The sequence below is a fragment of the Thioalkalivibrio sp. HK1 genome, assembly GCA_000583135.1.
Lineage (GTDB): Bacteria > Pseudomonadota > Gammaproteobacteria > HK1 > HK1 > HK1.
The window spans coordinates 34,768-59,898 of the sequence record JFBG01000010.1 but is presented as its reverse complement, the minus strand read 5'-3'; the positions used below and the strand labels follow the sequence as shown (position 1 = coordinate 59,898).

The 25,131-nt window shown below is 56.8% G+C and carries 13 protein-coding genes; 7 read left to right on the top strand and 6 right to left on the bottom strand.

All coding sequences use genetic code 11. The annotated features are described in order from the left end of the window. Window positions 1-214 precede the first annotated feature (214 nt). The gene (locus tag BF99_RS0103415; RefSeq protein WP_038097138.1) at window positions 215-1,240 is read right to left on the bottom strand and encodes an Ldh family oxidoreductase; all 1,026 of its coding nucleotides are present in this window, start codon (window positions 1,238-1,240) and stop codon (window positions 215-217) included. A 115-nt stretch (window positions 1,241-1,355) separates the two neighbouring features. Here BF99_RS0103415 and BF99_RS0103410 point away from each other — a divergent pair, with 115 nt between their 5' ends. After that, window positions 1,356-2,420: an alpha/beta hydrolase gene (locus BF99_RS0103410; protein ID WP_038097115.1), complete on the top strand. Its 1,065-nt coding sequence runs from the start codon at window positions 1,356-1,358 to the stop codon at window positions 2,418-2,420. A 119-nt stretch (window positions 2,421-2,539) separates the two neighbouring features. Here the strand turns inward: BF99_RS0103410 and mmsB are convergent, their stop codons facing one another. The 5 genes from mmsB to BF99_RS0103380 all read right to left on the bottom strand — a co-directional run bounded on the left by mmsB (window position 2,540) and on the right by BF99_RS0103380 (window position 9,279). Further along, the gene (mmsB, locus tag BF99_RS0103405; protein ID WP_025769764.1) at window positions 2,540-3,454 is read right to left on the bottom strand and encodes a 3-hydroxyisobutyrate dehydrogenase; all 915 of its coding nucleotides are present in this window, start codon (window positions 3,452-3,454) and stop codon (window positions 2,540-2,542) included. Between the two features lie 132 nt (window positions 3,455-3,586). Beyond that, window positions 3,587-5,305, bottom strand: coding sequence for an ABC transporter ATP-binding protein (locus BF99_RS0103400; protein WP_025769763.1), 1,719 nt, complete (start codon window positions 5,303-5,305; stop codon window positions 3,587-3,589). Between the two features lie 139 nt (window positions 5,306-5,444). Further along, window positions 5,445-6,506 (bottom strand): ABC transporter permease, encoded by a 1,062-nt coding sequence (locus BF99_RS0103390; protein ID WP_025769762.1) that lies wholly within the window; start codon window positions 6,504-6,506, stop codon window positions 5,445-5,447. A 10-nt stretch (window positions 6,507-6,516) separates the two neighbouring features. After that, window positions 6,517-7,473 carry an ABC transporter permease gene (locus BF99_RS0103385; RefSeq protein WP_025769761.1) on the bottom strand — a complete coding sequence of 319 codons (957 nt, stop codon included), beginning with the start codon at window positions 7,471-7,473 and terminating at the stop codon, window positions 6,517-6,519. A 264-nt stretch (window positions 7,474-7,737) separates the two neighbouring features. Continuing rightward, window positions 7,738-9,279: an ABC transporter substrate-binding protein gene (locus BF99_RS0103380; RefSeq protein WP_025769760.1), complete on the bottom strand. Its 1,542-nt coding sequence runs from the start codon at window positions 9,277-9,279 to the stop codon at window positions 7,738-7,740. 778 nt (window positions 9,280-10,057) lie between these two features. Between BF99_RS0103380 and BF99_RS0103360 the strand changes: the two genes are divergently transcribed. The 6 genes from BF99_RS0103360 (at window position 10,058) to BF99_RS21800 (ending at window position 25,128) form a co-directional block, all read left to right on the top strand. Continuing rightward, window positions 10,058-11,458, top strand: a complete 1,401-nt coding sequence (locus tag BF99_RS0103360; protein WP_025769757.1) for an efflux RND transporter periplasmic adaptor subunit — start codon at window positions 10,058-10,060, stop codon at window positions 11,456-11,458. A gap of 15 nt (window positions 11,459-11,473) precedes the next feature. After that, complete coding sequence (locus BF99_RS0103345) at window positions 11,474-14,866, top strand: efflux RND transporter permease subunit (RefSeq protein ID WP_231471293.1); 3,393 nt, start codon at window positions 11,474-11,476, stop codon at window positions 14,864-14,866. Window positions 14,867-15,223: 357 nt separating this feature from the next. Further along, a complete protein-coding gene (locus BF99_RS0103335; protein WP_025769754.1) occupies window positions 15,224-19,399 on the top strand; it encodes a protein kinase domain-containing protein in 4,176 nt (1,391 codons plus the stop codon). Between the two features lie 5 nt (window positions 19,400-19,404). After that, the gene (locus BF99_RS21810; protein ID WP_025769753.1) at window positions 19,405-21,273 is read left to right on the top strand and encodes a hypothetical protein; all 1,869 of its coding nucleotides are present in this window, start codon (window positions 19,405-19,407) and stop codon (window positions 21,271-21,273) included. A gap of 61 nt (window positions 21,274-21,334) precedes the next feature. Beyond that, on the top strand, window positions 21,335-23,218 hold the full coding sequence (locus BF99_RS21805; protein ID WP_156013144.1) for a hypothetical protein: 1,884 nt from the start codon (window positions 21,335-21,337) through the stop codon (window positions 23,216-23,218). A gap of 5 nt (window positions 23,219-23,223) precedes the next feature. Further along, window positions 23,224-25,128: a hypothetical protein gene (locus BF99_RS21800; protein WP_156013143.1), complete on the top strand. Its 1,905-nt coding sequence runs from the start codon at window positions 23,224-23,226 to the stop codon at window positions 25,126-25,128. Window positions 25,129-25,131 lie beyond the last annotated feature (3 nt).

Sequence of the window (25,131 nt, the reverse complement as noted above, 5' to 3'; positions counted from 1 at the left end):
AGCCTACTGTCATACCGAATCGAGATCGAAAGCGTCATGTCCCCGACGATGGCCATCATGCATCGATGAGTATTCATCGGCCTATCCTTTGGGGCTTCCGCAATTAATGGATCAAGCCATCGGGCTCGAACAGGTCGGGTTCGCTCCACCCGTGCAGGTGGGCATCGCCCCGACGGGCGATAGTGGGAATGGGGTGCTGTGACAACAGACAACTTCAATCCGAACCGGTGAATTCGAGCAGGGTTTTATGCAAAGAGGCGGGGATGACGATGCCCTCTTGCGGGGTGCGTTGCCGGGCTCGGTAGCGGCGATCCGAAGGTAGGCGAGTTCCCTCTTGGGCGAGGATTTCCGCGAAGAGGGTTTCGGCATGGGTCAGCTGACCCTCGCGATCCTCGCTGCCAAGGCAGCGGGCGGGATCGATGGCCATCATGAACTCTCCCCCGCAGGGAGCGCCGGAGCCGGAAGTGTTTTTCGCATGAGCTTCGAAGCTGAAGGGGCCTCCGACCAAGGCTCCGGCCAGCAGTTCGACCATCAGCGCGATCGCCGCTCCTTTATATCCCCCGAAGGTCAACTGGGCTCCGGCAAGAGCGGCCTTCGGATCGGTGGTCGGTTGTCCCTCGGCGTCGATGGCCCACCCCGGGGGTAGCGGCTTGCCGTCGCGCAAATGAATCTGAATCTCGCCCCGGGCGCTCATGCTCGATGCCTGATCGAAGATCAGGGGAGGGCTCCCCTTCCGGGGCCACCCGAAGGCCATCGGATTGGTCCCGTAAATCGGGCGGATGCCTCCGGCGGGGGCGACATAGCGATGGGCGGCGGTGAAGGCGAAGGCGACCAGCCCGCGCTCGGCGAGCCGCTCGACCTCCGGCCACAAGGCCGAGACATTGAAGGCGTTGACGATGGCCAGCGCCGCGATACCCTGCTCTCGCGCTCGTTTCTCCAAGGGATCGGCGGCGACCTGCAAGGCGAGCGGGGCGAAACCGAAATGGGCATCGACTTGGATCACCCCCGGGGCGAGGTCGCGCAAAACAGGTTCGGCGTCGGGCGAAACCCCCGCCTCGTGGAGGGCTTTGACGTAGAAGGGGACGCGAAACAATCCGTGCGATTTACATTCGTCCCGTTCGGCGGCGGTGAGGGTATCGGCGATGGCCTGCGCATGCCGATCCGCGTATCCTTGCCCCCGTAGCGCCGACACCGCCAGCGCATGCGTTTCTTCCAAGGAAAGACGCACTTCATCGTTCATCTTCTTTATCCTCTCGATTTCGTTTCTTGAACATCGATTCTCGGCCTCGAGGCGAGATTCGGTGCCATCATGATCGCAACTTGCGAATTGCAAGCCCGATCCCAAGGAGCTATCAATGGACGCATCATCGCCCGATCCCAGGATCGATCCCCAAGTGCGGAAGATCCTCGATGCCATGCGCAAGGCGGATTTGACGCCGACCTACGATCTAAGCCCGGACCAAGCCCGCCGACAATACGAACGCTTGGCAAGTTCGAGGCCCCCCGGGGATGCGAGAGCGGAAACGGAAGATCGCACCATCTCCGGCGGTGCCGACAACGCCTTGCCGATTCGCATCTATCGTCCATCGATGGGGATCGATGCTTCTATCGACGCTTCCGTCGACGCTTCCATCGATGCTTCCATCGACGCTTCCATCGACGCTTCCATCGACACATCGGCGCTGCCGACGCTGCTTTATTTTCACGGCGGCGGGCATGTCGTCGGCAGCATCGATTCCCACGATGGCGTCGCCCGCAATCTTTGCGTCGGGGCGGCTTGCGCCGTGGTCTCGGTCGATTATCGTTTGGCCCCCGACCATCGATTTCCCGCCGCGGTCGAAGACGCCTTCGCCGCCTATGCTTGGTGCGTGGAAGAAGGCCCAAGGCATGGATTGGACGCGCAAAGGATCGCGGTGGGAGGCGATAGCGCAGGCGGCAATCTCGCGGCGGTGGTGGCGTTGATGGCCCGAGATGCTCCGATCCCTTCGCCGTGTCTGCAGCTGCTGATCTATCCGGTTACCGACTACGCCGGGGATAGCGAGTCCTATCGAACATTCGCCCGAGGCTACGGCTTTCTCGAGGCTCGATCGATGTTTTGGTTTCGCGATCACTATTTGCGCAGCGAGAAGGATCGCCTCGATTGGCGGGCGGCGCCATTACGAGCCGAAGACCTTCAAGGCTTGCCGAGCGCCTTCGTGTTGACCGCCGAACTCGATATCCTGAGAGACGAGGGGGCGGCCTTTTCGGATCGGCTGAAGGCGGCGCAAGTCAAGGTCGAATACCACGAGATTCCGGGCATGATCCACGGATTTTTTACGATGGCTCCGGCGGTGGACGGTGCCGTGCACGCCCAAAGGCTTGCCTGCGAAGCCCTTCGCCGAGCATGGTCGATGGGCGGGGAGGATCCCGAGGAGAGCTGAAAGCCTCCTCGGGATCCTCCTTACCAACCCTTCGAGGCCGGCCCTTCAAGACTGACCCTTCGAGCGAGCCCAAGAGCGATTCGACCCGCTCGAGACCCGCTCGAAGCGGGCTTCGTCGACTAGGGCTTCATCGAATCCCCGTGCAGCAGACGATAGATCGCGCTGCAATCGAGTTCGCCCCCGCCTTGGAGGCATAGCGTGCGATAGAGCGAGGCGGTGAGGGCCCCCAAGGGGGTGCCGGTACCGGTGGTCTGTGCCGCCGCTTGTGCAAGCCCGAGATCCTTGGCCATCAGCGATGCCCGAAATCCGGGGGCGAAGCCGCGGTTGGAGGCGGCGGATTCGACCACGCCCTCGACCGGATACATCGTATCCATCATCCAATTCTGCCCCGAGGAGGTCGACATCACCTGATGCAAGGTCTTGGGATCGATCCCCAAAGCCTGCCCCAAACTCACCGCTTCGGCGGTTCCCGTCAGGGCGATCCCCGCCATCATGTTGTTGCAGATCTTCATCGCCTGCCCCAACCCCGATCCCCCGATATGCACGATATTGCGCCCCATCGCCTCCAATATCGGGCGGGCGCGCTCGAAATTCTCCTTCGTTCCCCCGACCATGAAGGTCAAGGTTCCCGCCGCCGCTCCGGAGATCCCGCCTGAAACCGGAGCGTCCACCATGGAACGCTTCTCCCGCTCCGCTCTTTCCGCCACCGCTTTCGCGCTCTCGATATCGACGGTGGAGCAGTCGATCAAAATGGCGGTGGAAGAGGCGGCCGAGAGAATGCCGGGGTTGCCTTCGCCGGTGCCCAGATAAGCCTCTCGGACGTGTTGGCCTTGGGGGAGCATGGTGATGACGGCATTCGTATCGGTGGCGGCATCGGCGATGGCGGAGGCGATGGTCGCTCCCGCTTCTTTTGCGGCCTCGAGGGCCTCGGCCGAGATATCGAAGGCCTTGATCCCGTGCCCGGCCTTGATCAGGTTGCGAATCATCGGTAGTCCCATATTGCCGACACCGATGAATCCGATCGTGCTGCTCATGGAGGATCTCCTCGTGCTTTACCTTCCAAAAAAAAATGACTGTCGCTTCGCGAGCCCTCGACGCCGCCTGAAAATCCGTCGCCTGAAAATCCGCTGGCTGAAAACCCCGAGACTATCGATCTTCGGATCCTGTCAAAGAGCGCTTTTTTGTTGGGCCGCTTCCCCGATATTATCCACTCCGCGCTTGGCCAATAGATCGTCGAGCCAATCCGGGTCCATCTCCGGCACCGATGAAAGCAGGAGATCGGTATAGGCGTGATGCGGCGGACGGAACATATCCTCCTTGGGTCCGGCTTCGACCACCTTTCCCTCCTTCATCACCACCACATGATCGGCGATGGCCCGCACCGTTGCCAGATCGTGGGTGATGAACATATAGGCGAGATCGAGATCGTTTTGCAGGCGGTCGAGGAGTTTGAGGATGCCCTCGGCCACGATTTGATCCAAGGCGCTGGTCACCTCGTCGCAGATGATGAATTCCGGCTCGGCGGCCAAGGCCCGGGCGATACCGACCCGTTGCTTTTGCCCGCCGGAGAGCTCGGAAGGGTAGCGGTGGTAATACTGCGAGGGCTCGAGCTCGATTTGATCGAGAAGTTCGTCCACTCGCTTTTTCAACTCCGCCCCGCGCAATCCCCCATAGAAGGATACCGGTCGGCCGATGATCTCGCCGATGCGCTTTTTGGGATTGAGGGCGGTATCGGCCATCTGGTAGATCATCTGGGCTTGTCGCAGCTGATCCTTGGAGCGATCCCTAAAGTGTCGCGCCAAGGGCGTTCCGTTATAGAGGACTTCGCCGGATAGCGGTGGCAACAAGCCGGTGATGCAGCGGGCGGCGGTGGATTTACCCGAACCCGACTCTCCGACCACCGCCACCGTGCGGCCCCGGTGGATGGAAAAAGAGACATCATCGAGCACCAGAACCGGGCCGTAAGCGGCGCTGACATTGCGCACCTCGATCACCGGGGTTTCGTCCGCCGGCGGCACCGGCTTTTGGTGGCGCTGGAAACTGCGCACGGCCCATAAGGAGCGGGTGTATTCCTCGCGCGGGGCTTCGAGCATCGAGCGGGTATCGGCCTCCTCCACCTCGTCGCCTTTGAGCAGAACCTTGATGCGATCCGCCATCTGGGCCACCACCGCAAGGTCGTGGGTGATATAGAGGGCGGCGGTATCGAATTGATCGACGATATCGCGGATCGCCGCCAGCACTTCGATCTGGGTGGTGACATCGAGGGCGGTCGTCGGCTCGTCGAAGATGATGAGATCGGGGCGGCAGCTCATCGCCATCGCGGTCATCGCTCTTTGCAGCTGCCCCCCGGAGACTTGATGCGGATAGCGAAAGCCGATTTCTCCGGGGTTGGGAAGGCGCAGACGGCGATAGAGTTCCATCGCATCCTCTTCGCTTTCCCGGCGGGTCTTGATCTTGTGTTGTACCGGGGCCGCGGTGTGTTGATCGATCAGGCGATGCGCGGGATTGAACGAGGCCGCGGCCGATTGCGCCACGTAGGCGATGCGCGCCCCGCGCAGCATCCGCAAGTCCTCCTCCGGCGAGGAAGTGAGCTCCATGCCGTCGAATTCGATGGTGCCGCCGCTGATGCGACAGCCGTCGCGGGTGAAGCCCATCGCCGCCAATCCGATGGTGGATTTGCCGGCCCCCGATTCGCCGATCAGACCGAGCACCTCGCCGCGCCGCAGATCGAGATCGACGCCGTGGACGATCTCGAGCCACGAGTCATCGACCCGACCCTCGATACGAAGGCCTCGGATTTTGAGCAACAGGCGGGCACTCTTTTCCTCCGCCGATATCGCTTTTTCCGATACCGCTTTTTTTTCGTTCATGACCGTTTCGTTCATGACGCCCTCTTCGATATCGTCGAGCGAGATTGATATCCCGTATTTCGAGACAGGATGTGTCGAGGCGGAATGCGTCGAGGCTGAATCCGTCGAGGCGGATCCGGGGGCAAAAAAGCCTCGTCTTCTCTTTTGGGATCGCTCACTCTTTCAATCCGGATGAGATGTGGAGCAGCCAGTCGACCACGAAGTTGACGGCGACGGTCAGCAGCGCGATCGCCGCCGCCGGGATCAACGGGGTCCCTTGGCTAAAGGAGATCAAAGTCGAGTTATCGCGCACCATCGAGCCCCAATCCGCGGTCGGGGGTTGGATGCCCAGACCCAAGAAGGACAGCGCCGAGATCGCAAGGAAGACGAAGCAAAAGCGCAAACCGAATTCGGCGACCAAGGGAGCGGTCGCATTCGGCAGGATCTCGCGCACGATCAGATACCAAGTCTTCTCTCCGCGCAACTTGGCGGCCTCGATATAGTCCATGACCACGATATTGCCCGCCACCGCTCGCGCCAGACGAAAGACCAAGGGGGAGTAGAGAAGGGCGATGACCAAGATCAGGTTGACGACATTGGTCCCGAGGATGGACAGCAGCAACAAGGCGAAGATCAATTGGGGGATGGCCATCAGGGTATCGGCGATCCGCCCGCAGATCTGATCCACCCATCCCCCCAATGTCGCCGCCATCAGTCCGAGGAGCGAGCCGACGAAAAAGGCGATGCCGGTGGTCAGCAGCGCGATCCCCACCGTATTGCGCGCCCCGTAGATGATGCGGCTGAACAGGTCGCGGCCCAGCTGATCCCCGCCGAGGAGCATCTTCTCGTCCGCCGGGGCGTAGGCGCCGGCGATCACGTCCGCCTCGCCGTAAGGGGCGATGATCGGAGCGAAGATGGCCGCCACCAGATAGACGAGGATGACGAAAAGCCCGAAAGAGGCGGTCAGCGGTGCGGTACGAATCAGTCGCGCCGCATCTCGAGGGAGCAGCAAGGAGAGGAATTTCCGGAAGCTGTAAGCGATCCCCCCCGCCGCCAGGAAAATCCCGATCCCGATCGCGATGCGTTTCAGCCACGGCTCCCCGCCGATGAGCCCGATCAGGAAGCAGATCAGCGTCAGGCTGAAAGTGGCCATGAAAACATCGTGTCGGCGATAGGAGGCGGTGAGGCACGAGACCGCGATCAAAAGACCATAGAAAACGATGACGAACAGGCTCATGGCTTGCTCCTCATTTCGGATGCCGAAGCCGGGGGTTGGAGAGAATCGCCCCCACATCGGCCAATAGATTGAGCAGGATATAGGTGGCGGCGAAGATCAAACAACACGCCTGAACCACCGGGAAATCCCTCTTTTGGACGCTATCCACCAAGAGCTGTCCCACCCCGGGATAGACGAAGACGATCTCGACCAGTACCACGCCGGTGATCAGATAGGCCAGATTCAGCGCCACCACATTGATCACCGGAGCGAGTGCATTCGGGAGCGCATGGACCACGATGATTTTCCAACGAGGCTCACCCTTCAATCGCGCCATTTCGATATAGGGCGAGGCCAGCAGGGCGATGATCGCCGCCCGGGTCATGCGCATCATGTGGGCGATCACCACGAGGGTCAGGGTGATGGCGGGGAGCATGGTGGCGAATGTCCGCTCCCCCAAGGTCATTCCCTCGCTGACATTGGAGATCGAGGGGAAGATCGGATTTTGCACCGCCAAAAAGAGGATCAGGATGTAGCCGAGAAAGAACTCCGGCGACGAGATCGAGGTCAAGGTGACGACATTCGCGCCGCGATCGAAGATCGAATCGCGCCATAGGGCGGCCAGCACCCCCAAGATGATCGAGATCGGGATCGACATCGCCGCCGCCAGCCCCGCCAGGAACATGGTGTTGAAAAATCTCGGTTCGAGTTGCTCGGATACCGAACGTTTATTGGCCAAAGAGGATCCGAAATCCCCTTGCAGGGCGCTGGACAACCAATCGATATAGCGTACAAAAGCCGGGCGATCCAACCCCATCTCTTTGCTCAAGGCCTCGACCGTCTCCGGGGTGGCGGCTTGGCCGAGGACTTGTTCGGCAAGGTTTCCCGGCAGGGCTTCCACCGCCCAGAAGATGATCAGGGAAACGATGAAGAGGGTGACGAGCCCGAACCCCAATCGTTTCGCGACCAGTTTGATGATGCCGATCATCGATATGTCCTCCTAACTATCGGTCGATAGCCCTTTTCGGCGAGGTTCGAAGCGGATTCATCTAGCCAACGTCGCTGCGAATCGTAGGGGCCGACATCTCTCCCGATAGATATTTTCGATATTTCGAAGGTCCGAACGCTCGCGGGAATGTTCATGAACCGGAAGAATCTCGGACTTGGGATAAGGGCGCTTGGCACCGACACCTGAAACGGCGATGCGGTGCCGAGCGCTCCTTGAGTCCCAAGGCCGAATCGACGAGTCGGATCAGACGAAAGACCAGCGTTCCGCCCAGCGCTCGCCATCCAGATCCCAGTTCGAAGCGATGTCCTCGGGCAACTGCAGTTTGTCGGAAGTTGCAAAGACATAGGATGCGAACATCGGGACGATGGTGCCGCCATCGTCTCTCACCAGCTGCTGCATCTCGAAGTACATCTCTTCTCGCTTGGCGGCATCGAACTCCGCTCTCGCCTCGAGCAGCAGGCTGTTGAAGCGATCGTTCTCCCAGACTGCATCGTTCCACGGCACCCCGGCTTGATAAGCGGTTTGGAACATCAAATCCACGGTCGGCCTTCCGCCCCAGTAGCAAGCGCAAAAGGGCTTTTTATTCCACACATTCGACCAGTAGCCGTCATTCGGTTCGCGCACGACATTGATATCGATCCCGGCGTCTTTGGCGCTTTCGGCGAAGAGCACCGCGGCATCCACCGCCCCGGCGAAAGCGGCATCCGCGACATTGAGATCGACTTCGAGCACCCCATCGATCCCCGCTTTTTTCAGATGGTCTTTCGCGGCTTCCGGGTCGTATTGGCGTTGTTCGAGATCGCGAGCGAAGAAAAGTTGCCCCTGTCCGATCGGATGATCGTTGCCGACCGCTCCGTAGCCTTGGAGGATCTTCTCGACCAACTCGTCGCGCTTGATGGCGTGTTTGAGGGCCAAGCGCACGTGCACGTTGTCGAAAGGAGGGACATCGGTGCGCATCGGGAAGGTGTAGTGCTGGGTGCCGGCGATCGAGTGCACCTTGATCCCGGGCCGACTTTTGAGAAGATCGACGGTTTTCAGATCGACTCGATCGATGGCATCGACCTGTCCGGTCATCAAGGCATTGGTGCGGGCGGTGGGATCGACGATGGCCAACATATTGATCTCGTCGAAATGCCCGCGATCCGAATCGAAATGATCTTCGTAGCGAGTGAAATCGGCCCTGATACCGGGCTCGAAATTGCTCAGGCGATAGACGCCGCAGCCGATGCCGGATTGCCAATCGGCCTTGCCGTCCTTGACCGGCATGACCGGCAGGTGATAGTCGCTGAGGACGAAGGGGAAGTCGGCGTTGCCGGCATCGAGGGTGAATTTGACGGCGTATTTGCCATCGGCCTCGATATTCACGATCGGCTTGACGATCGGCGCGGCCGCGGATTTCGAATCCTCGCCTCGGTGGTGGTCGATGGAGGCGATCACGTCCTCGGCGACGACATCGCGCCCGTTATGGTAGGTGAGGCCCCGGCGCAAGCGAAAAGTCCAAACCTTGCCGTCGGCCGAGGGTTCCCAACTTTCGGCGAGTTGCCCGGCCAGCGAACCATCCCCCATGACCTCGGTCAGATAGCCGTTGTAGGCATGGGTCATGGCGATGACGAAGCCGTTATCGTGAATCGCAGGATCCAAAGCGTCGCTGGTTTGGCCGTGGGCTTTGCCCATGCGCATGACGCCGCCTCTTTTGGCGGCCGAGGCGAAGCGCATCGGCAGGGCGATGGCGGCGGCGCCGGCGGCGCTGCCTTGAAGAAATCGACGGCGGTTTGTTCTGTTCATTCACCACTCCTATTCGGTTGTGTTTCGATGTCGGGCGCTTCGATCTCGGATCGCCGCAGATTCGATACGAGTGGATTCGATACCGACGAGCATCGGCGAACGAGAATCGATCGGTTCGTCATCCGCGGGCGACCGGCTCTCATCGATGCCCGAGCCTTCCTTCGAGCGATTCCTTCCGGCTCGAGGATACCCGTCCATGACTTGCCAATCCACGAGCGTCGATAAAGGGCGGCGTCTTGGATCCCAAGGCCTAAGGGCATCGACGGCCACCCGACCCTCATCGCTTCGGATCGGCCATCTTCTGCCGTGACGAAACGCCTGACATTTCACGAAAAAACGAAGAAACGAAGGATCGTCTTGGAAGGAATATCCCCTTTTCTACACAAATTCCGATGATATAGCAAATCCCCGCCCGAACGATCGACCTCGATGAGCGGGTTTTCGGCATGGCCGGTCGCCATCGTTTCGTGGCGATTTCGCTCTTTTGGTAATAGAATCACGCAAGCGACTTCCTTCGGTCAAGGACTCGATGCTCTTTACCCGTCTTACCCGTCCTTTTCCGGCAGTGCCTTCATGGCATTTTTCCAAAGCCCCCAAGAACGATCCTTTCCCGATACGATCGCCACTTCCGATCGCCGACCATCGAAAAGACTCTTCGATACTCGGGGTCTCGGGTCGGGAGGATCGCCCTTCCTAGCCATCGGTCGAGGATGTGTTTGCGAGCGATCGTTCTTGCAGGTCTTCGTCATTTCGGTCAAAGCGGGATAAATCCTTTGTCATGGTCTTGAAAGCCTTTTACGCAATCTTTCGTCTGATCCGACGCATGCTGTTGCCGGTTCTGATTCTTGTCGTCGGAACCGCAGGCATGGTGGCTTTGGTGAAAAGCAAGCCCGAGGTCGAACCCCGGCAGCCGGAAGAAAAAGAATGGACGGTGACGGCGCAGCCGGTGGCATACACGAAGGTCACTCCGGAAATCGCCCTTTTCGCCCGCGTCGAATCCCCTCGCACCGCCGATCTCTCGGCGTCTTTGAGCGCCGATGTGATCGAGGTCAAGGTCTTCGAAGGGGATTTTGTATCTCCCGATGCGCCGTTGATCGATCTCGATCGGAGCGAGGCCGAACTGATCGTCGAACAGCGCACTGCGGATGTGAACGAGCTGATCTTCGAACTCGAGCGAGAAGCCCTGCAATACCGGAACGATCAGCGGGCATCGAGGCGGGAGCGGGAAATTCTGGCCCTCGTTCGCGAGGATATCAAACGAGCGAGGAGCTTGGAAGAGAGGAATCTCGGCTCGAAATCCAATCTCGATCAGGCACTGCGCGAAGAGCAACGCCAGCTCTTGGCGATCGAGCAGCGCACCCTCGCCATCGAGGGCTACGAGAGTCGCAAAAAACGCTTGGAGGCGACCTTGTCCCGCGCCCGCTCCGGTTTGGCGCGGGCTCGCCTCGATCTCGAGCGCACCGCGGTCAAGGCCCCCTTCGAGGGCCGCATCACCCAAGTGCTCGTTTCCCCCGGAGATCGGGTGCGCCCCGGAGATCGCCTGCTGACCTTGTTCGACACCTCCGCGTTGGAACTGCGCTCCCAGATCCCCTTGCGCCACCTGCCGCAATTCAATCGGGCGACGGGGCAGGGGGTGGAGCTCGATGCGCGCGCGACGGTGGACGGAAGGCAGATTCGCGCTCGCTTGCATCGCCTCACGGCCGAGGTGAGACGCGGCTCCGGCGGTGCCGACGCGCTTTTCCGGGTGGTCGAGGGCGGCGATTGGCTGCAACTAGGGCGCACCCTTCGCCTCATCGCCGACCTGCCGGCGGTCGATCGGGGGATCGTCCTGCCCCGCTCGGCCCTTTACGGAACCGATCGAGTATTCGTCGTCGATCAAGGCCGGATGAGGGGGGTGAGAGTCGAGCGCCTCGGGGAGGTCGGGCTCGAGACGCGCGATTCGCAGATATTGGTTTCCTCCCCCGATTTGAAGGCAGGTGACATGGTTGTCGTCACCCAGTTGCCGAATGCCATCGACGGGCTCAAACTGCGGGTGGTCGATGCCTCGGGCGCATCCCTTGCCATCGATTCCGGCGAGGAGTCGAGCGGGGAAAAGCCCCAAGGAGAAGGGGACGATGATCGGGCGGGCGCCGATCCATCGACCGATCCATCGACCGATCCATCGAAGAGCGACGGTTAGAAAACGATCCGCACCATGAAAGAAAACCCTATGGATAAAGCCAATCCGGTGGTCGATACGGGTCGGGAACATGCAGGTTTAGAAGCGGTGCCGAGCGAATCGATCCCGCCCTCGATCGAGGTGCAAGCCGGATCCGCAACCGGGGTGGTCATCGAAGGGCAGACCGTTCCCCATCCGGCATTGGAGGATCGTTCGCAAGCGAAGGATTCTCATTCCCCACCCCCCGAGCGCGTCGGCGTGCTCCAAGCCTTCGCCCGGCATCCGGTGGCTTGCAATCTACTGATGGTGGTCATGCTGCTCATCGGGGCCTACTCGTTGGTGCAGCTGAACAAGCAGTTCTTCCCCGAGTTCTCGATCGATTTCATCATTGTGACGACATCGTGGCCCGGGGCTTCGGCCGAGGATGTCGAAGCTGCGATTACCGACCCCATCGAGAGCGAACTGCTGGGTCTGGGTTCTTTGCGTCGGGTCACCTCGAACTCGAAGCAAGGAAGTTCCGTCATCAGATTGGAGTACGAAGAAGGCTCGGATATGGCTTTTGCGCTCGATGAGGTCAATGAGCGCATCGGGTCGTTGAGCAATCTGCCGGAGAGCGCCGAGAAGCCGACTATCAAAAAGATCATCCCCTACGAACCCATCGCCAAGTTGCTGGTGGTGGGCGATGATCGTTTCGCCTTGCGCCCGATCGTGCGCCGGATCGAGCGCGAGCTGCTGGATCGCGGTATCTCGAAGATCGAGATCGCCGGCTTGCCCAAGGAGGAGATCGCGATTCAGGTGCCCACCGCCGCTTTGCAGGAGCTGGATCTGACGCTCGACGATATCGCCCGGCGAGTGGGCAATACCTCTCGGGATGTGCCATCGGGAACGATCGGAATCACCGAGGCGTCCAAGCAAATCCGCGCCATCGATCAACAACGCCGGGAATTCGATTTCGAGCATTTGCCGCTTCAAGCGCAAGACGATCGGCTGCTTATTCTCGGTGATATCGCCACCGTCGAACGCCGTTCCCGCAAATCCCAAACCCGCATCACCTACGAGGGGCGCCCGGCGATCAGCCTGATCTTGAATCGCGCCCAAGGCACCGACACTCTTGAAATGGCGGGTATTTTGAACGACTGGCTCGATAGCCAAGCCGGTCGCTTCCCCCCGGGGGTGGAAGTTTTTACCTACGAGGAAGACTACGAGCTGGTGGTATCGCGCATGAATCTGCTGCTCAAGAACGGCCTCGGGGGGTTGATTCTCGTGCTGGCGATGCTCTTTCTTTTGCTCAAACTACGGGTCGCCTTCTGGGTGGCGGTGGGAATTCCGATTTCGTTCATGGCGACCTTGGGGGTGTTGCTCGCCCTCGGCGGCAGTATCAACATGATCAGCATGTTCGCCTTGATCATGGCCTTGGGGATCATCGTCGACGATGCCATCGTGGTCGGGGAGGATGCGCTGACTTGGCGACAGGCGGGGGCGAGTCCTTTGGCCGCCGCCGAAGCCGGTGCCAAGCGCATGTTCGTGCCCGTGATTTGCTCATCTTTGACCACCATCGCCGCCTTCTTGCCCCTGATGCTGGTGGGAGGGATCATCGGCACCATTCTCTTTGCGATCCCGTTGGTGGTGATTTGCGTGATCATCGCCTCGGTCATCGAGAGTTTTCTGATTCTGCCCGGGCACCTGCATCATTCCTTTGCCAAAGAGGAACGCAAGTCGTTGCGTCGTACCGGACAGAGTGTCAAAAAGAAGAGCGTGGTCCGGCACGGGCTCGACCAAGGGTTCCTTCGTCTGCGGGACAAAATCTTCCGCCCGCTCGTCACCCGCGCCGTGGCTCGCCCGATCGCCACCTTATGCTGTGCGATATCGGCTTTGCTGCTGGTCATCGGTCTGCTCGCCGGCGGTCGGGTGCCTTTCAGCTTTTTTCCCACCCCCGAAGGGCGCATCGTCTACGGCGATGTGAAATTCGTTGCCGGGACATCGAGCCAAGAGGTGGAGCGATATATGGCGTTGCTCGACGCCTCGCTGCGCGAAGCCGAAGCCGCCTTCGACGAGCAAGTGGTGGAGCGGGCGATCACCACCTTGGGGAGAACCGCTCCGGGCGGTGATGGAGTCTTCGCAACCGGGGATCACCTTGCCAACCTGCAGGTGCAAATGATCGATCCGGAGCTGCGCATCGTCAGAAATGCCGATTTCGTCAGAACTTGGCAAGAGATGATCGAAATGCCCCCGGCCATCGACAGCATATCCGTCTACGAGCGCCTCGGCGGACCGCCCGGAAGGGATATCGATATCAGTCTGGTCGGCCCCGATATCGATGTTCTCAAGGCCTCGGCTCAGGATCTGGCGGGGGTGCTCAGGACCATGAGCGGGGTCATCGATATCGGCGACAACCTGCCTTTCGGCAAGGAGCAGTTGATCATTCGCCTGACCCCGCAGGCCGATGCGGTCGGCTTGACGGTGGCCGATGTCGGAGCCCAGCTGCGCGCGGCTTATAACGGCCATGTCGCGCAAGTATTCCAAGACGCCGGCGAGGATATCGAAGTGCGGGTGATCCTGCCCGACGATGAGCGCAACGACTTGGCAAGCATCGAGCGTTTCGTGTTGCAGTTGCCCGGGGGCGGCACCATGCCCTTGTTGACCGCGGTGGATCTGGAATCAAGACGCGGTTTCGATCTCCTGCGTCACCGCAACGGACAACTCGCGGTTCAGGTTACCGCCAGCGTCGACAAGTCGGTCAACAACGCCAACGCCGTCTATGCCGAGCTCGAAGCCGGGCCTTTGCAGGATATTGTCGACCGCTATGGAGTGGAGTGGTCGGTGGAGGGCTTGCAAGCGGAGCAGCTGAGAACCATCGAGGATATGCTATGGGGTGCCGGTTTGGCCATCGCCCTTATCTATTTGATACTCGCCTTCGTCTTCGCCTCCTACGGTTGGCCGCTGGTGGTGATGTCGACGATCCCCTTCGGTTTGGTCGGGGCGATCGCCGGACATTGGTTGATGGGTATCGATCTGACCATCTTGTCGATCTTCGGCCTCTTCGCCCTTTCCGGCATCGTCGTCAACGATTCGATCATCCTCGTCACCTTCTACAAGGAGTTGAAGGAGCAAGGAATGCCGTGGCGCGAGGCGATCGTGGAGGCGGCGTGCCGTCGCTTGCGGGCGGTGTTGCTGACCTCGCTGACCACCATCGGGGGGCTCACCCCCTTGATGTTCGAGACCTCGACCCAAGCCCAGTTCTTGATCCCGATGGCCGCGACCATCACCTTCGGACTGGCTCTTGCCACCTTCTTGGTCTTGTTCTTGGTTCCCGCGCTGCTTTGTCTGCACGAGGCGATGGCGGAGGGATGGAAGAGGCTATCGCAAGCATCGGAGCGACCGACCGCACCGCAATCGACCATGCCGACCCCGACCGAGGCGACGACCTAGGGTTCGATGAGGGTCTACTTACAAGGAGCCCTTGGGATAGATTGCGTGGCGAGAGCTCGAAGTGGTTTCCCTTATCAAGTCGGGCGAATCGAATTCATCGTCAAAACATCCATAAAATCTATATTGATCAATCACTTGGCCGAAAACCATCCTCTCGGATGCGGCCTCGATCCCCTTTGATATCGGGCGCAAATAGGCGCTTGGAAAACCCCTTGCCGACGAGTGCAAGGGCAATCATTGCCTTGTTACCTCGTTAAAAAATCGTCACCTCCAATCACGTTTTTCTTGTGATATATTTGTCTCCTCCATGCATGAGCGTCATGCTCATGCTTCTTCGGACAAGGAAGAGGTGGGGTTATGAAGGTCACCGTTGTGCAGCACGGCCCGCCGGTCAACCATAGCGAGCGCACCGCTATCGAACGCATCAAATCCCGACTGATATCCGAGCCGGGAGACGATCCATGGTGCTTGTTGACCAATATCCTTTTTTCCTCCAACCCCTATCGTCAGTCGGACGAAATCGATATCGTCGCCATCGGCCCGCCCGGGGTGCGGATTATCGAGGTCAAGCACTGGTCTTATGCTCGGCTAAAGAGCGATCCCGAGGATGTCGGCGAAGAAGCGGATCGGCTGACGATGAAGGCGCGCCGCTTGGCCGGTTTTTTACGCCGCAAGGTCAAGGATATCGGTCTTGTCGACGGTGCGTTTTTACTGACCCAATCGGCATCGAAAACCAAGGGGGTCGACGAAGCGGAGCCCGTCAAGGGCGTTTCTTTTCACTCGCTCAAAGCGTGTGACAAGGCCATCGGCCTTCGAGGGGCGGCGCGCTTGTCGCCGGATCAAATAGCGAAACTGGTCGACTCGCTTTCCAAGCCGAGCGATCAAAGAAGCGATGCCCCGCCGAAGCGGGTGAACTCTTATATGCAACTCAAGGAGGTGCAGCCCTATCCATCGGGCAATGACGATTTTTGCCGGATATACCAAGCCGTGCATTCTCGTCGTCGCACCTCATCGATACTCTATCTCTACGATCTCACATCCCCGGAAAATCTCAATCTTTCATCGGATATAAGAACCAAGGCGGAAAGGCAGTGGCAGGCTTTGCACCGACTGCAGAGTTATTCATGGGCGCCTCGAATCATCGAGTCCTTTCAGGATGTCTCGGGGCGTATCGACGAGTTATGTTTTTTCACGATCCAAGACCCGGCGGCATCGAATATTCTCAAGCGAAAAGAAGATGAATCTTGGGATATCGCCGCCCGCTTGGAGTTTTGTCGAAAAGCGGTCAAGGCCGTACAGGAACTGCATGAGTTCAAAGACGGACCCGAAGACGGGTCCATGGTGCACCGGAACCTGAATCCTTCGACCATCTTGGTCGGCAAGGATAACTCCCCGATCCTGACCGGATTCAACTACGCCCGCATTCCGGCGCAGCAAACGATCGCCACTATCGATATTCCCGCAGGTTCGGCGGGCGAATATCATCCGCCCGAGATCGCCGGCTACGGTTTCGGGGCGGCGGATCATCGTTCCGATATCTACTCTTTGTGCAGTAGTTTGAAAATTCTTTTTTCCGAAGACGATTCGAAAGGCAGTGCTGCTCTCGAAACCCTTTCGAAGGGTGTGCAAGAAAAACCCGATGATCGCATCGCTTTGTCGGCGTTGCACGATGCGCTCGAAGAGCTTGAAGAGTCGTTGCCGAGAACGAGTCATCTTCCATTGCCTGAATATTGGACCGAAGGCGAAATCATCCCTTATCGGGATCGAAGGTACAAGATCGTCTCCCGCTTGGGAAGAGGGGGTGGCGGAATCGCCTTTCGGGTGGAGGAGATCGATGATGATGGTTCCTCTATCGGCACCTCCCTCGTCGCCAAGGTCGTTCCCGAGCGCAAAAAAAGCGAGCGCTCATTGAAGGCCTATAAACTCGTCGAGTCGCGTCTCGCCCATCTTTTCTCCGAGAGCGAAAAATCCCTGTCGAGGCTTATCGATGTCGCTGATGAATGGGAAGAAAAGTCTTTCGTGGCTTTGATGTCTTGGATACCGGGCGAGGCTTTCGCGGTTCATAGCGAATATTTGGGGCTTTATGCCGAGGATATGCAAGACGAGTCGGAAAACGATCTCATCGTGCGGTGGCTGAGTTCGGTTTGCAAGACACTGGATTTACTGCATAAAAACAATTTGGTGCATGGCGATATCAGCCCTCGCAACCTGATCGTTTCCGAGCAGAATCTGATCGTGATCGATTACGATCATGTGGCGATTATCGGCGAGGAGATCAAGGGTATCGGCACCCTCGATTATTCCGCTTATAGTTCCGATGAAAATATCGCCAAGCCCGCCAATGATTTTTACTCTTTGGCCGCCAGTTTCTTCAAAATTCTATATAGCCGGGATCCTTTCAGACACGGAGGCGAATTCGCCAAAGATCGCGGTTTGAATTGGAAGGACTTGGATCGAGAGCGCTACGGTGCGATCTCCGATTTTCTCGATAAAGCCACCCACCCCGATCCACAGCAGCGTTTCGAGTCGGCGAAGCAAGCCTTGACTTTTTTGGAAGGCATCGAAACGAAAGAGATCGATCAAGATGTCGATCAAGATGCCGCCAGGCCGGAACCACCGGTAAAAGAAGCGGCCAAGGCAAAGAAGGCGCCGAAGACGGCCAAATTGCCTGCGGCACCGAAAGCGATCATCCAAGACGAAACGATCGAAGAAGTGCCGGAGGCCGAAAGAAGGGAAAATCAAATCGACTTCCTGCATTCCCTTTTGCAATCCTATCCGGGATCGAAAAGAGGCAATCAGGAAACTCGAGGACTCGATTCGGACTTCGCAGAACAAACTTACGTCAAAACCGCCTTGTTCGATGTGCTGCTCGAAGATATCAAATCGCAGCGCAAAAGCCTGATCATCCTTTGCGGCAACGCCGGGGACGGAAAGACCGCGATCTTGCAGCGCTTGGCCAAGTATTTGGGAATCGAGGAATCCGCATCATCGAAACAGCGGATTTTGGAAAAGAAAATCGATGGAGTAGCGGTTCATATCAATCTCGATGGATCCGCATCGTGGGAGGGGCAAACATCCGATGAACTCCTGGATCGATCCTTGGAGCCTTTCAAAAAGGGGAAACCGAAGGATAAACGGGTTCATCTGGTGGCGATCAACGACGGTCGGTTGCTCGAGTGGATCGAGCGCATCGAAAATCAATCCGACGGCGAAACCCCGTTGACCGAAGAACTCGATCGCTGCATCAAAGCGGTTCAAGATCAAGAGGATCTACCGACCGATTCCCATATCAGATTCGTCAGCCTCAATCAGCGCTCGCTGGTCGGGGATTGCAATCCGGAAAAAGAATCTATCGATACCGATTTTCTCGAAGAACTCATCGATCGATTTTATGGCAAAGAAGAGGCGAACGAGATATGGGCTCCTTGCGCCTCCTGCACCGCTCAAGATCGCTGCGATATTCTCCAAGCCACCCGTCTTTTCGCTCCCGCCGATGTATCGCTTCCTCAAAGACCCGATGAGTCTCGCAGAAAGCGTGCGCGCCTTCGTCTTTTCGAAATGTTGCAGGCGGTTCATCTACGAGGTGAAAAACATATCACGATGCGCGAGTTGCGCGCAAGCCTCGCCTATATCCTCTTCGGCATTCATCACTGCGTCGACTATCACCGCCCCGATGGAATTCCAAGAGACGAAGCGAGTGTTTGGTGGGATCGGGCCTTTTCTCCCCGCTCTCCCGCCAGACAAGGAGAAGTATTGAGTGAATTGGTCCGCTTCGATCCGGCGCTCGAATCGCATCCGCAAATCGATCGCTATCTATTGAGTCGCCCCTATATCAAGGATCAAGACAAAGCCCCTCGCTATCCCGGCGATGATAGACAAGCCCTGTCCTCGGCGCGCCGATGGGCCTATTTTTCATGGAGCGAAGGCGAGACCGAGGATGTGGCGGGCGATGCAAACGCACTCGATTTGGCCCGAGGGCGGCATTTCAAGGATTTTCGCAACCTTGAAATTTGCAGCGAGGAAGAGCGAGATCGATTGCGAGATCGCCTATGCAAGGGAATCTCCCAAATCGAGAATCTTCCGCCCAAGGCCTTGGATCGAAAAGGCAAGGTTCCTTTGCGGATCACCCCGAGAACGCCGACGGAAACCGCTTTTTGGGTCGAGAAAGAGATCGGGAATTTTACATTGAAGGCCGATGTTCCGCCCCAACAGGATGGCGTGCATCGCTTTCACCATCAAGCGACCCTCGTTTATCGGTACAAGGACGGTAAAACGGAAAGACTCTCGATGGGGGCGGACCTTTTCCATCTCCTGCTTGAACTCGGTGAGGGCTATCAACTAGGGGATATATCGAGCGACGATGTTTTCGCCCAACTCTCGATTTTCGTACAACGGTTGGTAAGAGAGGACGATCGTCGTCTGCTGGCGTGGAATCCGATGAACGAGGATGCGATCTACGAGATCGAAGCAAGGCAAAGAAGCGGACCCGATGGCAAGCAGCCGATCGTCATCCAGCCATTGGATCAAGGGTAGCGATCATGCCCCGATCCGAAGCCGCCACAGTGCAAAATATCGTCAGGGATGTTCTCCCTCTGGCGATGTTCCGGCAGTTATGGACCGGTAATTACTACAAGGTATTGCCGATATCCTTTCAGGAGTTCGAACTATCGACGATGCTGCCGGCGATGTTCTATCTCTTTCGCTACGGCGAGCGTCGAGGAAAAGGCGGATTTTTGAAGGCCTTCGCCCCCGAGGGAATCGAAGCAGGTAACCTTAAAAAAGCGGTGACCGTCGATCGCATCGTCGATGCCATGTTGGAAAAGGGTGATAGCGCATTCGAAGGGTTCGACGACGATGACAACGATACCGAAAAAGCGATCCTCGGTGATCTCATCTTGGCCCATTGCCTGCAAAATAGAAGGCACGAACCGGGGAGAGACAAACAAATCCAAAGAGCTCTGCCGGCGCATTATCTATCGAGCTGGATCGACCTTCCGCAGGCGAGCGCTCACTTGCGCAACGTACCGGAGATGATGGTCGGCGTGCTGGCGGATCAGCAAGGACAGTGGTTGGAGCGGGGCAGTAGCCGGACTTCAAAGAGTTCTGAAAAAGCGAACGAAAGCGCATTTTCCATCGGTGCCGGATGTGAAAACAATCCTCTGCTTCGGGCTTTCAATCAAGGCATCGAGATAAAAGGCTTGTGGAATGACCGGGTCTCGGATCGATTCGACGAAAACGAAAACTCGGTCGGCTTGGATCAACTGTTGATGATCCGCCTCGCTCAGCAGATCGGAGGAGCCCCGGCACCCTCGGGGAGTACGGAAGGAAGCAGGAATATCCCCAACCAGCGTCCGATCTCACAACGATCTTGCGAGGATTTTTCCAAAGATATCGCATCCTTCCTATTCCATTATTCCGACCCCCTTCCTCGTTATACCTTGGTAGGGATGTTGGAATCGAGCATGGCGATCGGGCTGACCACCATCATGACCGGGGCGGTGGATGCCGTTCTCCATTGGGAAGAAGAGGGCAGAATTCCGAAATACGAAGAACAAAAACCCGCCGAGCTATTTATCGATTGCTCGATCGGGGTCGATGGCAAAATCCGCGATGCCGCCGAGCGCTCGATGGATCAACTGATGCGTCGAGTGGCTCATTTCCCGGCGGTCTTGATGACCTTGAGGCTGCTCGATTATCAGGTGGCGAGCAATCAAAATATCAAAGGGCTCGATATCCTCACCCGCCCCTATTCGACGCAATGGCTGAACCTTTTGGGGGATATTCTCCATTGTCGACACGATCAAGCCGAGCTCGTTCATCAGTTGATCGAGGAAAAATCGGAAGCCCTGCTCAGTGCCTTGCATGATCGATCCTTGCACAATGAATACGCCGAGGCCAAGAGCATATTATCCGATGACGAGCGAAGGAAAAATCAGGCGAATCCGATTTTACGTTTGGGCAGAGGATTGACGAGTTTGATGGGATGGCATTCATGTCATCGCCATTTGATGGAAATGGTGGATTCATGTCTTTTCATCGATCGCCCCCACGGCATCGCCAAGAAAAGAAAAACCAGTCGGGGCGGAACGAGGCGAGATGTGCGATCGATGATCTTGAGCGATAGCGCATTGGAATATCTGGTTCATTTGCAGGTGCTGTTCGATGAGAAGAAATCGGATCGTCCGGAGATATCGCTCCAGAATTTTATCGAACGGATTCGCAAACGATATGGATTTCATATCGACCGTTCGCCGACAGGAATGAATATCTCGAATACGATCTTGCAAAGCAATCGAGCGGAACTCGAAAGACGCCTGCGGGACTTAGGCCTGCTGATCGGAGTCAACGATGCCCAGTCGATGAAGCGTCTGCGTCCTCGTTTCGAGGCCAAAGGATTTTATCGATGAGCATCGAGTGCCGATGTCGGCTTTCAGATCGCTATCGACGGGAATCTTAAGGGTCGATCTCATGTCTGCATCCGAATCCAAAATAGTGCAAGGCATCGTCTCCGATGTTCTTTCCCCGATGATGTTCGAAGCCCTTTGGACGAATAACTATAACAAAGTATTGCCGATAGCGATACAAAACTTCGATCTCTCGACGATGTTACCGGCGATGTTCTATCTCTTTCGCTACGGTGAACGCCGAGGGGCCGGTCGCTTTCTGAAAGCCTTCGCTCCGAACGCAAAGGGTATCGGGAAAAAGAAAAAAGAGGTGACCATCGATCAGGTTGGTGAAACACTCTTGCAGGGCGATGCTTTCATGGGATTTACCGGCGAGGTCGAAAAAGCGATTCTCGGCGATCTCCTTCTGAGTTCTTGTTTTGAAAATATAAAATATAGAACCGGACGAGACCAGCAGATCCAACGCGTTTTCCCGGTGCATTATCTATCGAGTTGGATCGATCTCCCTCGAGATTCTGCTAATTTGCGTAACGTACCGGAAATGATGGTTTCGATCTTGGCCGACGGGAAAGAGGAATTCGTCGAGCCTTACAAGCCCGATTCCGAAGACGGTGAAATTGATAGTCCTTTCACCGTCGGCCGAGGGTATGAGAAGAATGTCCTGATCCGGGCATTCAATCAAGGGGTAGTCAGAGAAAAAGATCCAAAAACCGACAATAGAAAATCGGATCGCTTCGATGAAGGCGAAACATCCGTCGGTCTTGAGCAGCTATTGATGGTTCGTTTGGCGCAGCAAATCGAAGAGGCTCCGGGACCCTTGCGCTCGAGACCGGGGGTTCCACCGAGCGAATCGGATCGAAGGATACCCAATCAACATCCGATCGTCGAAAGAACGAGTCAGGAATTTTCCGAAGATATCCGTCTCTTCTTGGCGGCTTATTCCGAATCCCTTCCTCGTCATTGTCTGATCGGGATGTTGGAATCGTGCATGGCGATCGGGCTCACATCGATATTGACCGCCGTCGTCGATGCCTGTTTGCATTGGGAGAAAACGGGAAACGTCCCCTCGATCAAGGATCAATCCCCGGCGGAGGTGTTCGTCGATTGTTCGTCCGGCGTGGATGATGAAATCGGGGATCAGGCTGAAATATCGATGGACTATCTGATCCGCCAAGTAGAGCATTTTCCGGTGGTCTTGATGACGCTTCGCATCCTCGATTTTCAAGCATCGAATAATCGCCGGATCAAAGATCTGAATCTATCGACCCGTCCCTATTCGACGGGATGGGTTGAACTTTTGGGAGATATGCTGCACAACCGACACGATCAATCGCCGAGGATTCGTATCTTGATCGAAGAAAAACTCGAAAGTCTATCGGCTGCCCTCGATGAATTCTATCCCGATGGAGAATATGAAAGTATCAAGAGCGCTCTTGATGATGAAAAACGGGAACCCAATCCGATCTTGCGCTTGGCCAGAGGGTTGATGGGCTTGATGGGTCCGTCTTTTTCTTTTAGCGATTTGAAGAGCATGACGAATTCCTGCTTTTATATCAATCGCCCCAACGGGATCGCCATCAGCAGAAAGACGACCCGAGGTGGAACGAAAAGACGTGATGCAAGATCGATGATCCTGAGCGACAGCGCTTTGGATTATCTCGTCCATTTACACGTATTGGACAAGACCGACCCTTCGGGATCCCAAGAAATATCGCTCGATGCGTTCATGGAAAGGATCCGAAAAAGATATGGATTCCATATCGATCGTTCACCTCCGGGTATGAATATTTCGAATTTGGTCTTGCGGAGGAATCGCTCGATCCTTGAAAGGCGCCTGCGCGATCTCGGATTGTTGACCGGGGTCAACGATGCCGAATCGATGAAACGCTTGCGCCCTCGCTTCGAAATCGCTCGATCGATGATCGAAAAAGTCGCAAAGATAAGGTGATCGCCATGTCCGGCTCCGAGCCCCAAGCGGTACAAAAGATCGTCATAGATACCCTGACTCGGACGATGTTCGATGCAATTTGGACCAATAACTACTACAAGGTCTTTCCGGTAGCGATGCAGGACTTCGATCTCTCGAAGATGCTGCCTGCGATCTTCTATCTCTTTCGCTATGGCGAGCGCCGCGGGAATGGAGTTTTCTTCAAGACCTTCGCCTTGGATGCCAGGGCTGCCAGACAAAGCGAAGGAAAAACGACGATCGATCGAATCGGTGAGTTCCTTAGGCATAAAGATGAATTCGAGGGTTTCGGCGATGAGACCGAGAAGGCGATTTTCGGCGATCTTCTATTGAGCACCTGCTTGGGAAATAAGTCGCATGAGCAAGGTCGTGATAAAAAAGTCCAAAGGGTCTATCCGACGCATTATCTATCGAGTTGGATCGATCTCCCCGATCGCGCATCTCATTTGCGCAACATACCGGAGATGATGGTTTCCATCTTGGCCGATGGTCAAGAGGAATTCGTCAAGACCGGCAAGAATGATCCCGAAAAGGACAAACCGGAAGATCCCTTCGCCGTCGGCTTCGGCTCGGAGAAGAACCTCTTGATTCGGGCTTTCAATCAGGGGGTGATAAGAAGCAAAAAGGCTGTGGTCAATGATAGATCATCGGATCGTTTCGATGAAAACGAGCTATCCATCGGTTTGGATCAGTTGTTGATGATTCGCTTGGCTCAATTCATCGGCAAGGCTCCCGATCCATCGAGAGAGAAGGTAAAGGTAAAGAGCACCGTCCACCGTGTATCGGGGGCCAAGATTCCCAACCAACGTCCGATCGTCGAAAAGACGAGTCGGGAATTTTCCGAGGATATTCGTCTTTTTCTCAAAGCCTATTCAAAGTCGATTCCCCGTCATCACCTGATCGAAATGCTCGAATCATGTATGGCGATCGGCTTGACATCGATGCTGACCGCAACCACCAAGACAGTATCGTACTGGGCGGAAGAGGGCCGGATCCATGAAAAAGAGAATCAGGCCCCGGCCGATCTTTTCGTTGACTGTTCGCTCGGGGTGGATAGAAATATCCGAGAAACGGCCGAGCGGTCGATGGATGAGCAGTTGCGGCGGATCGGAGATTTTCCCGTGATATTGATGGCTCTTCGTATTCTCGATTTCCAAGTATCGGCCGATACTAAAATTGTTGACAAGGATTTTTCGACTTGGCCTCATTCGACGAGGTGGCTGAATTTCTTGGGGGATATGCTTTATCTTCGGCATAAACAGGCGCAAAGTATCCACCATCGGGTTGAGTATGAAACGGAAAAGCTCTCGATGGAGTTGATGAAGAACTATCCGCAAGAGAATGAATACGCCGAAGCCAAGAGTCTGCTCTTGGGGGAATCGCCGAAAACGGCAAACCATGTCAACCCGATCTTTCGCTTGGCCAGAGGATTGACGAGCCTGATGGGGACATCCTATACCTACGGGAAATTCATGAGCACGATGGATTCGTGTTTCCATACCAATCGCCCCAACGGAATCGTTATCAAAAGAAAGAGAACTCGGAGCGGAACGAGAGGAGAAGCGAGATCCTTGGTATTGAGCGATGCGGCATTGGGATATCTCGTTCATCTGCATGCGCTGCCGAAGCGAAAGAATAGCGAGCGTTCGGAGATTTCTCTCAAAGCCTTCATCGATCTGATCCGCAAAAGATACGGATTTCATATCGATCGTTCCCCACCGGGGATGGATATATCGAATACCTGTTTGGAAAGAAATAAATCGATCCTTGAAAGGCGTCTGCGCGATCTCGGATTGTTGATCGGGGTCAACGATGCCGAATCGATGAAACGCTTGCGCCCTCGCTTCGAAATCGCTCGATCGATGATCGAAGCAGTCTCAGAGGTAAGGTGATCA

Bases quoted from the DNA above. Each gene is read 5' to 3' on its own strand.
- BF99_RS0103415 (WP_038097138.1), bottom strand. From the start codon at position 1,240: ATGAACGATGAAGTGCGTCTTTCCTTGGAAGAAACGCATGCGCTGGCG.
- BF99_RS0103410 (WP_038097115.1), top strand. From the start codon at position 1,356: ATGGACGCATCATCGCCCGATCCCAGGATCGATCCCCAAGTGCGGAAG.
- mmsB (WP_025769764.1), bottom strand. From the start codon at position 3,454: ATGAGCAGCACGATCGGATTCATCGGTGTCGGCAATATGGGACTACCG.
- BF99_RS0103400 (WP_025769763.1), bottom strand. From the start codon at position 5,305: ATGAACGAAACGGTCATGAACGAAAAAAAAGCGGTATCGGAAAAAGCG.
- BF99_RS0103390 (WP_025769762.1), bottom strand. From the start codon at position 6,506: ATGAGCCTGTTCGTCATCGTTTTCTATGGTCTTTTGATCGCGGTCTCG.
- BF99_RS0103385 (WP_025769761.1), bottom strand. From the start codon at position 7,473: ATGATCGGCATCATCAAACTGGTCGCGAAACGATTGGGGTTCGGGCTC.
- BF99_RS0103380 (WP_025769760.1), bottom strand. From the start codon at position 9,279: ATGAACAGAACAAACCGCCGTCGATTTCTTCAAGGCAGCGCCGCCGGC.
- BF99_RS0103360 (WP_025769757.1), top strand. From the start codon at position 10,058: ATGGTCTTGAAAGCCTTTTACGCAATCTTTCGTCTGATCCGACGCATG.
- BF99_RS0103345 (WP_231471293.1), top strand. From the start codon at position 11,474: ATGAAAGAAAACCCTATGGATAAAGCCAATCCGGTGGTCGATACGGGT.
- BF99_RS0103335 (WP_025769754.1), top strand. From the start codon at position 15,224: ATGAAGGTCACCGTTGTGCAGCACGGCCCGCCGGTCAACCATAGCGAG.
- BF99_RS21810 (WP_025769753.1), top strand. From the start codon at position 19,405: ATGCCCCGATCCGAAGCCGCCACAGTGCAAAATATCGTCAGGGATGTT.
- BF99_RS21805 (WP_156013144.1), top strand. From the start codon at position 21,335: ATGTCTGCATCCGAATCCAAAATAGTGCAAGGCATCGTCTCCGATGTT.
- BF99_RS21800 (WP_156013143.1), top strand. From the start codon at position 23,224: ATGTCCGGCTCCGAGCCCCAAGCGGTACAAAAGATCGTCATAGATACC.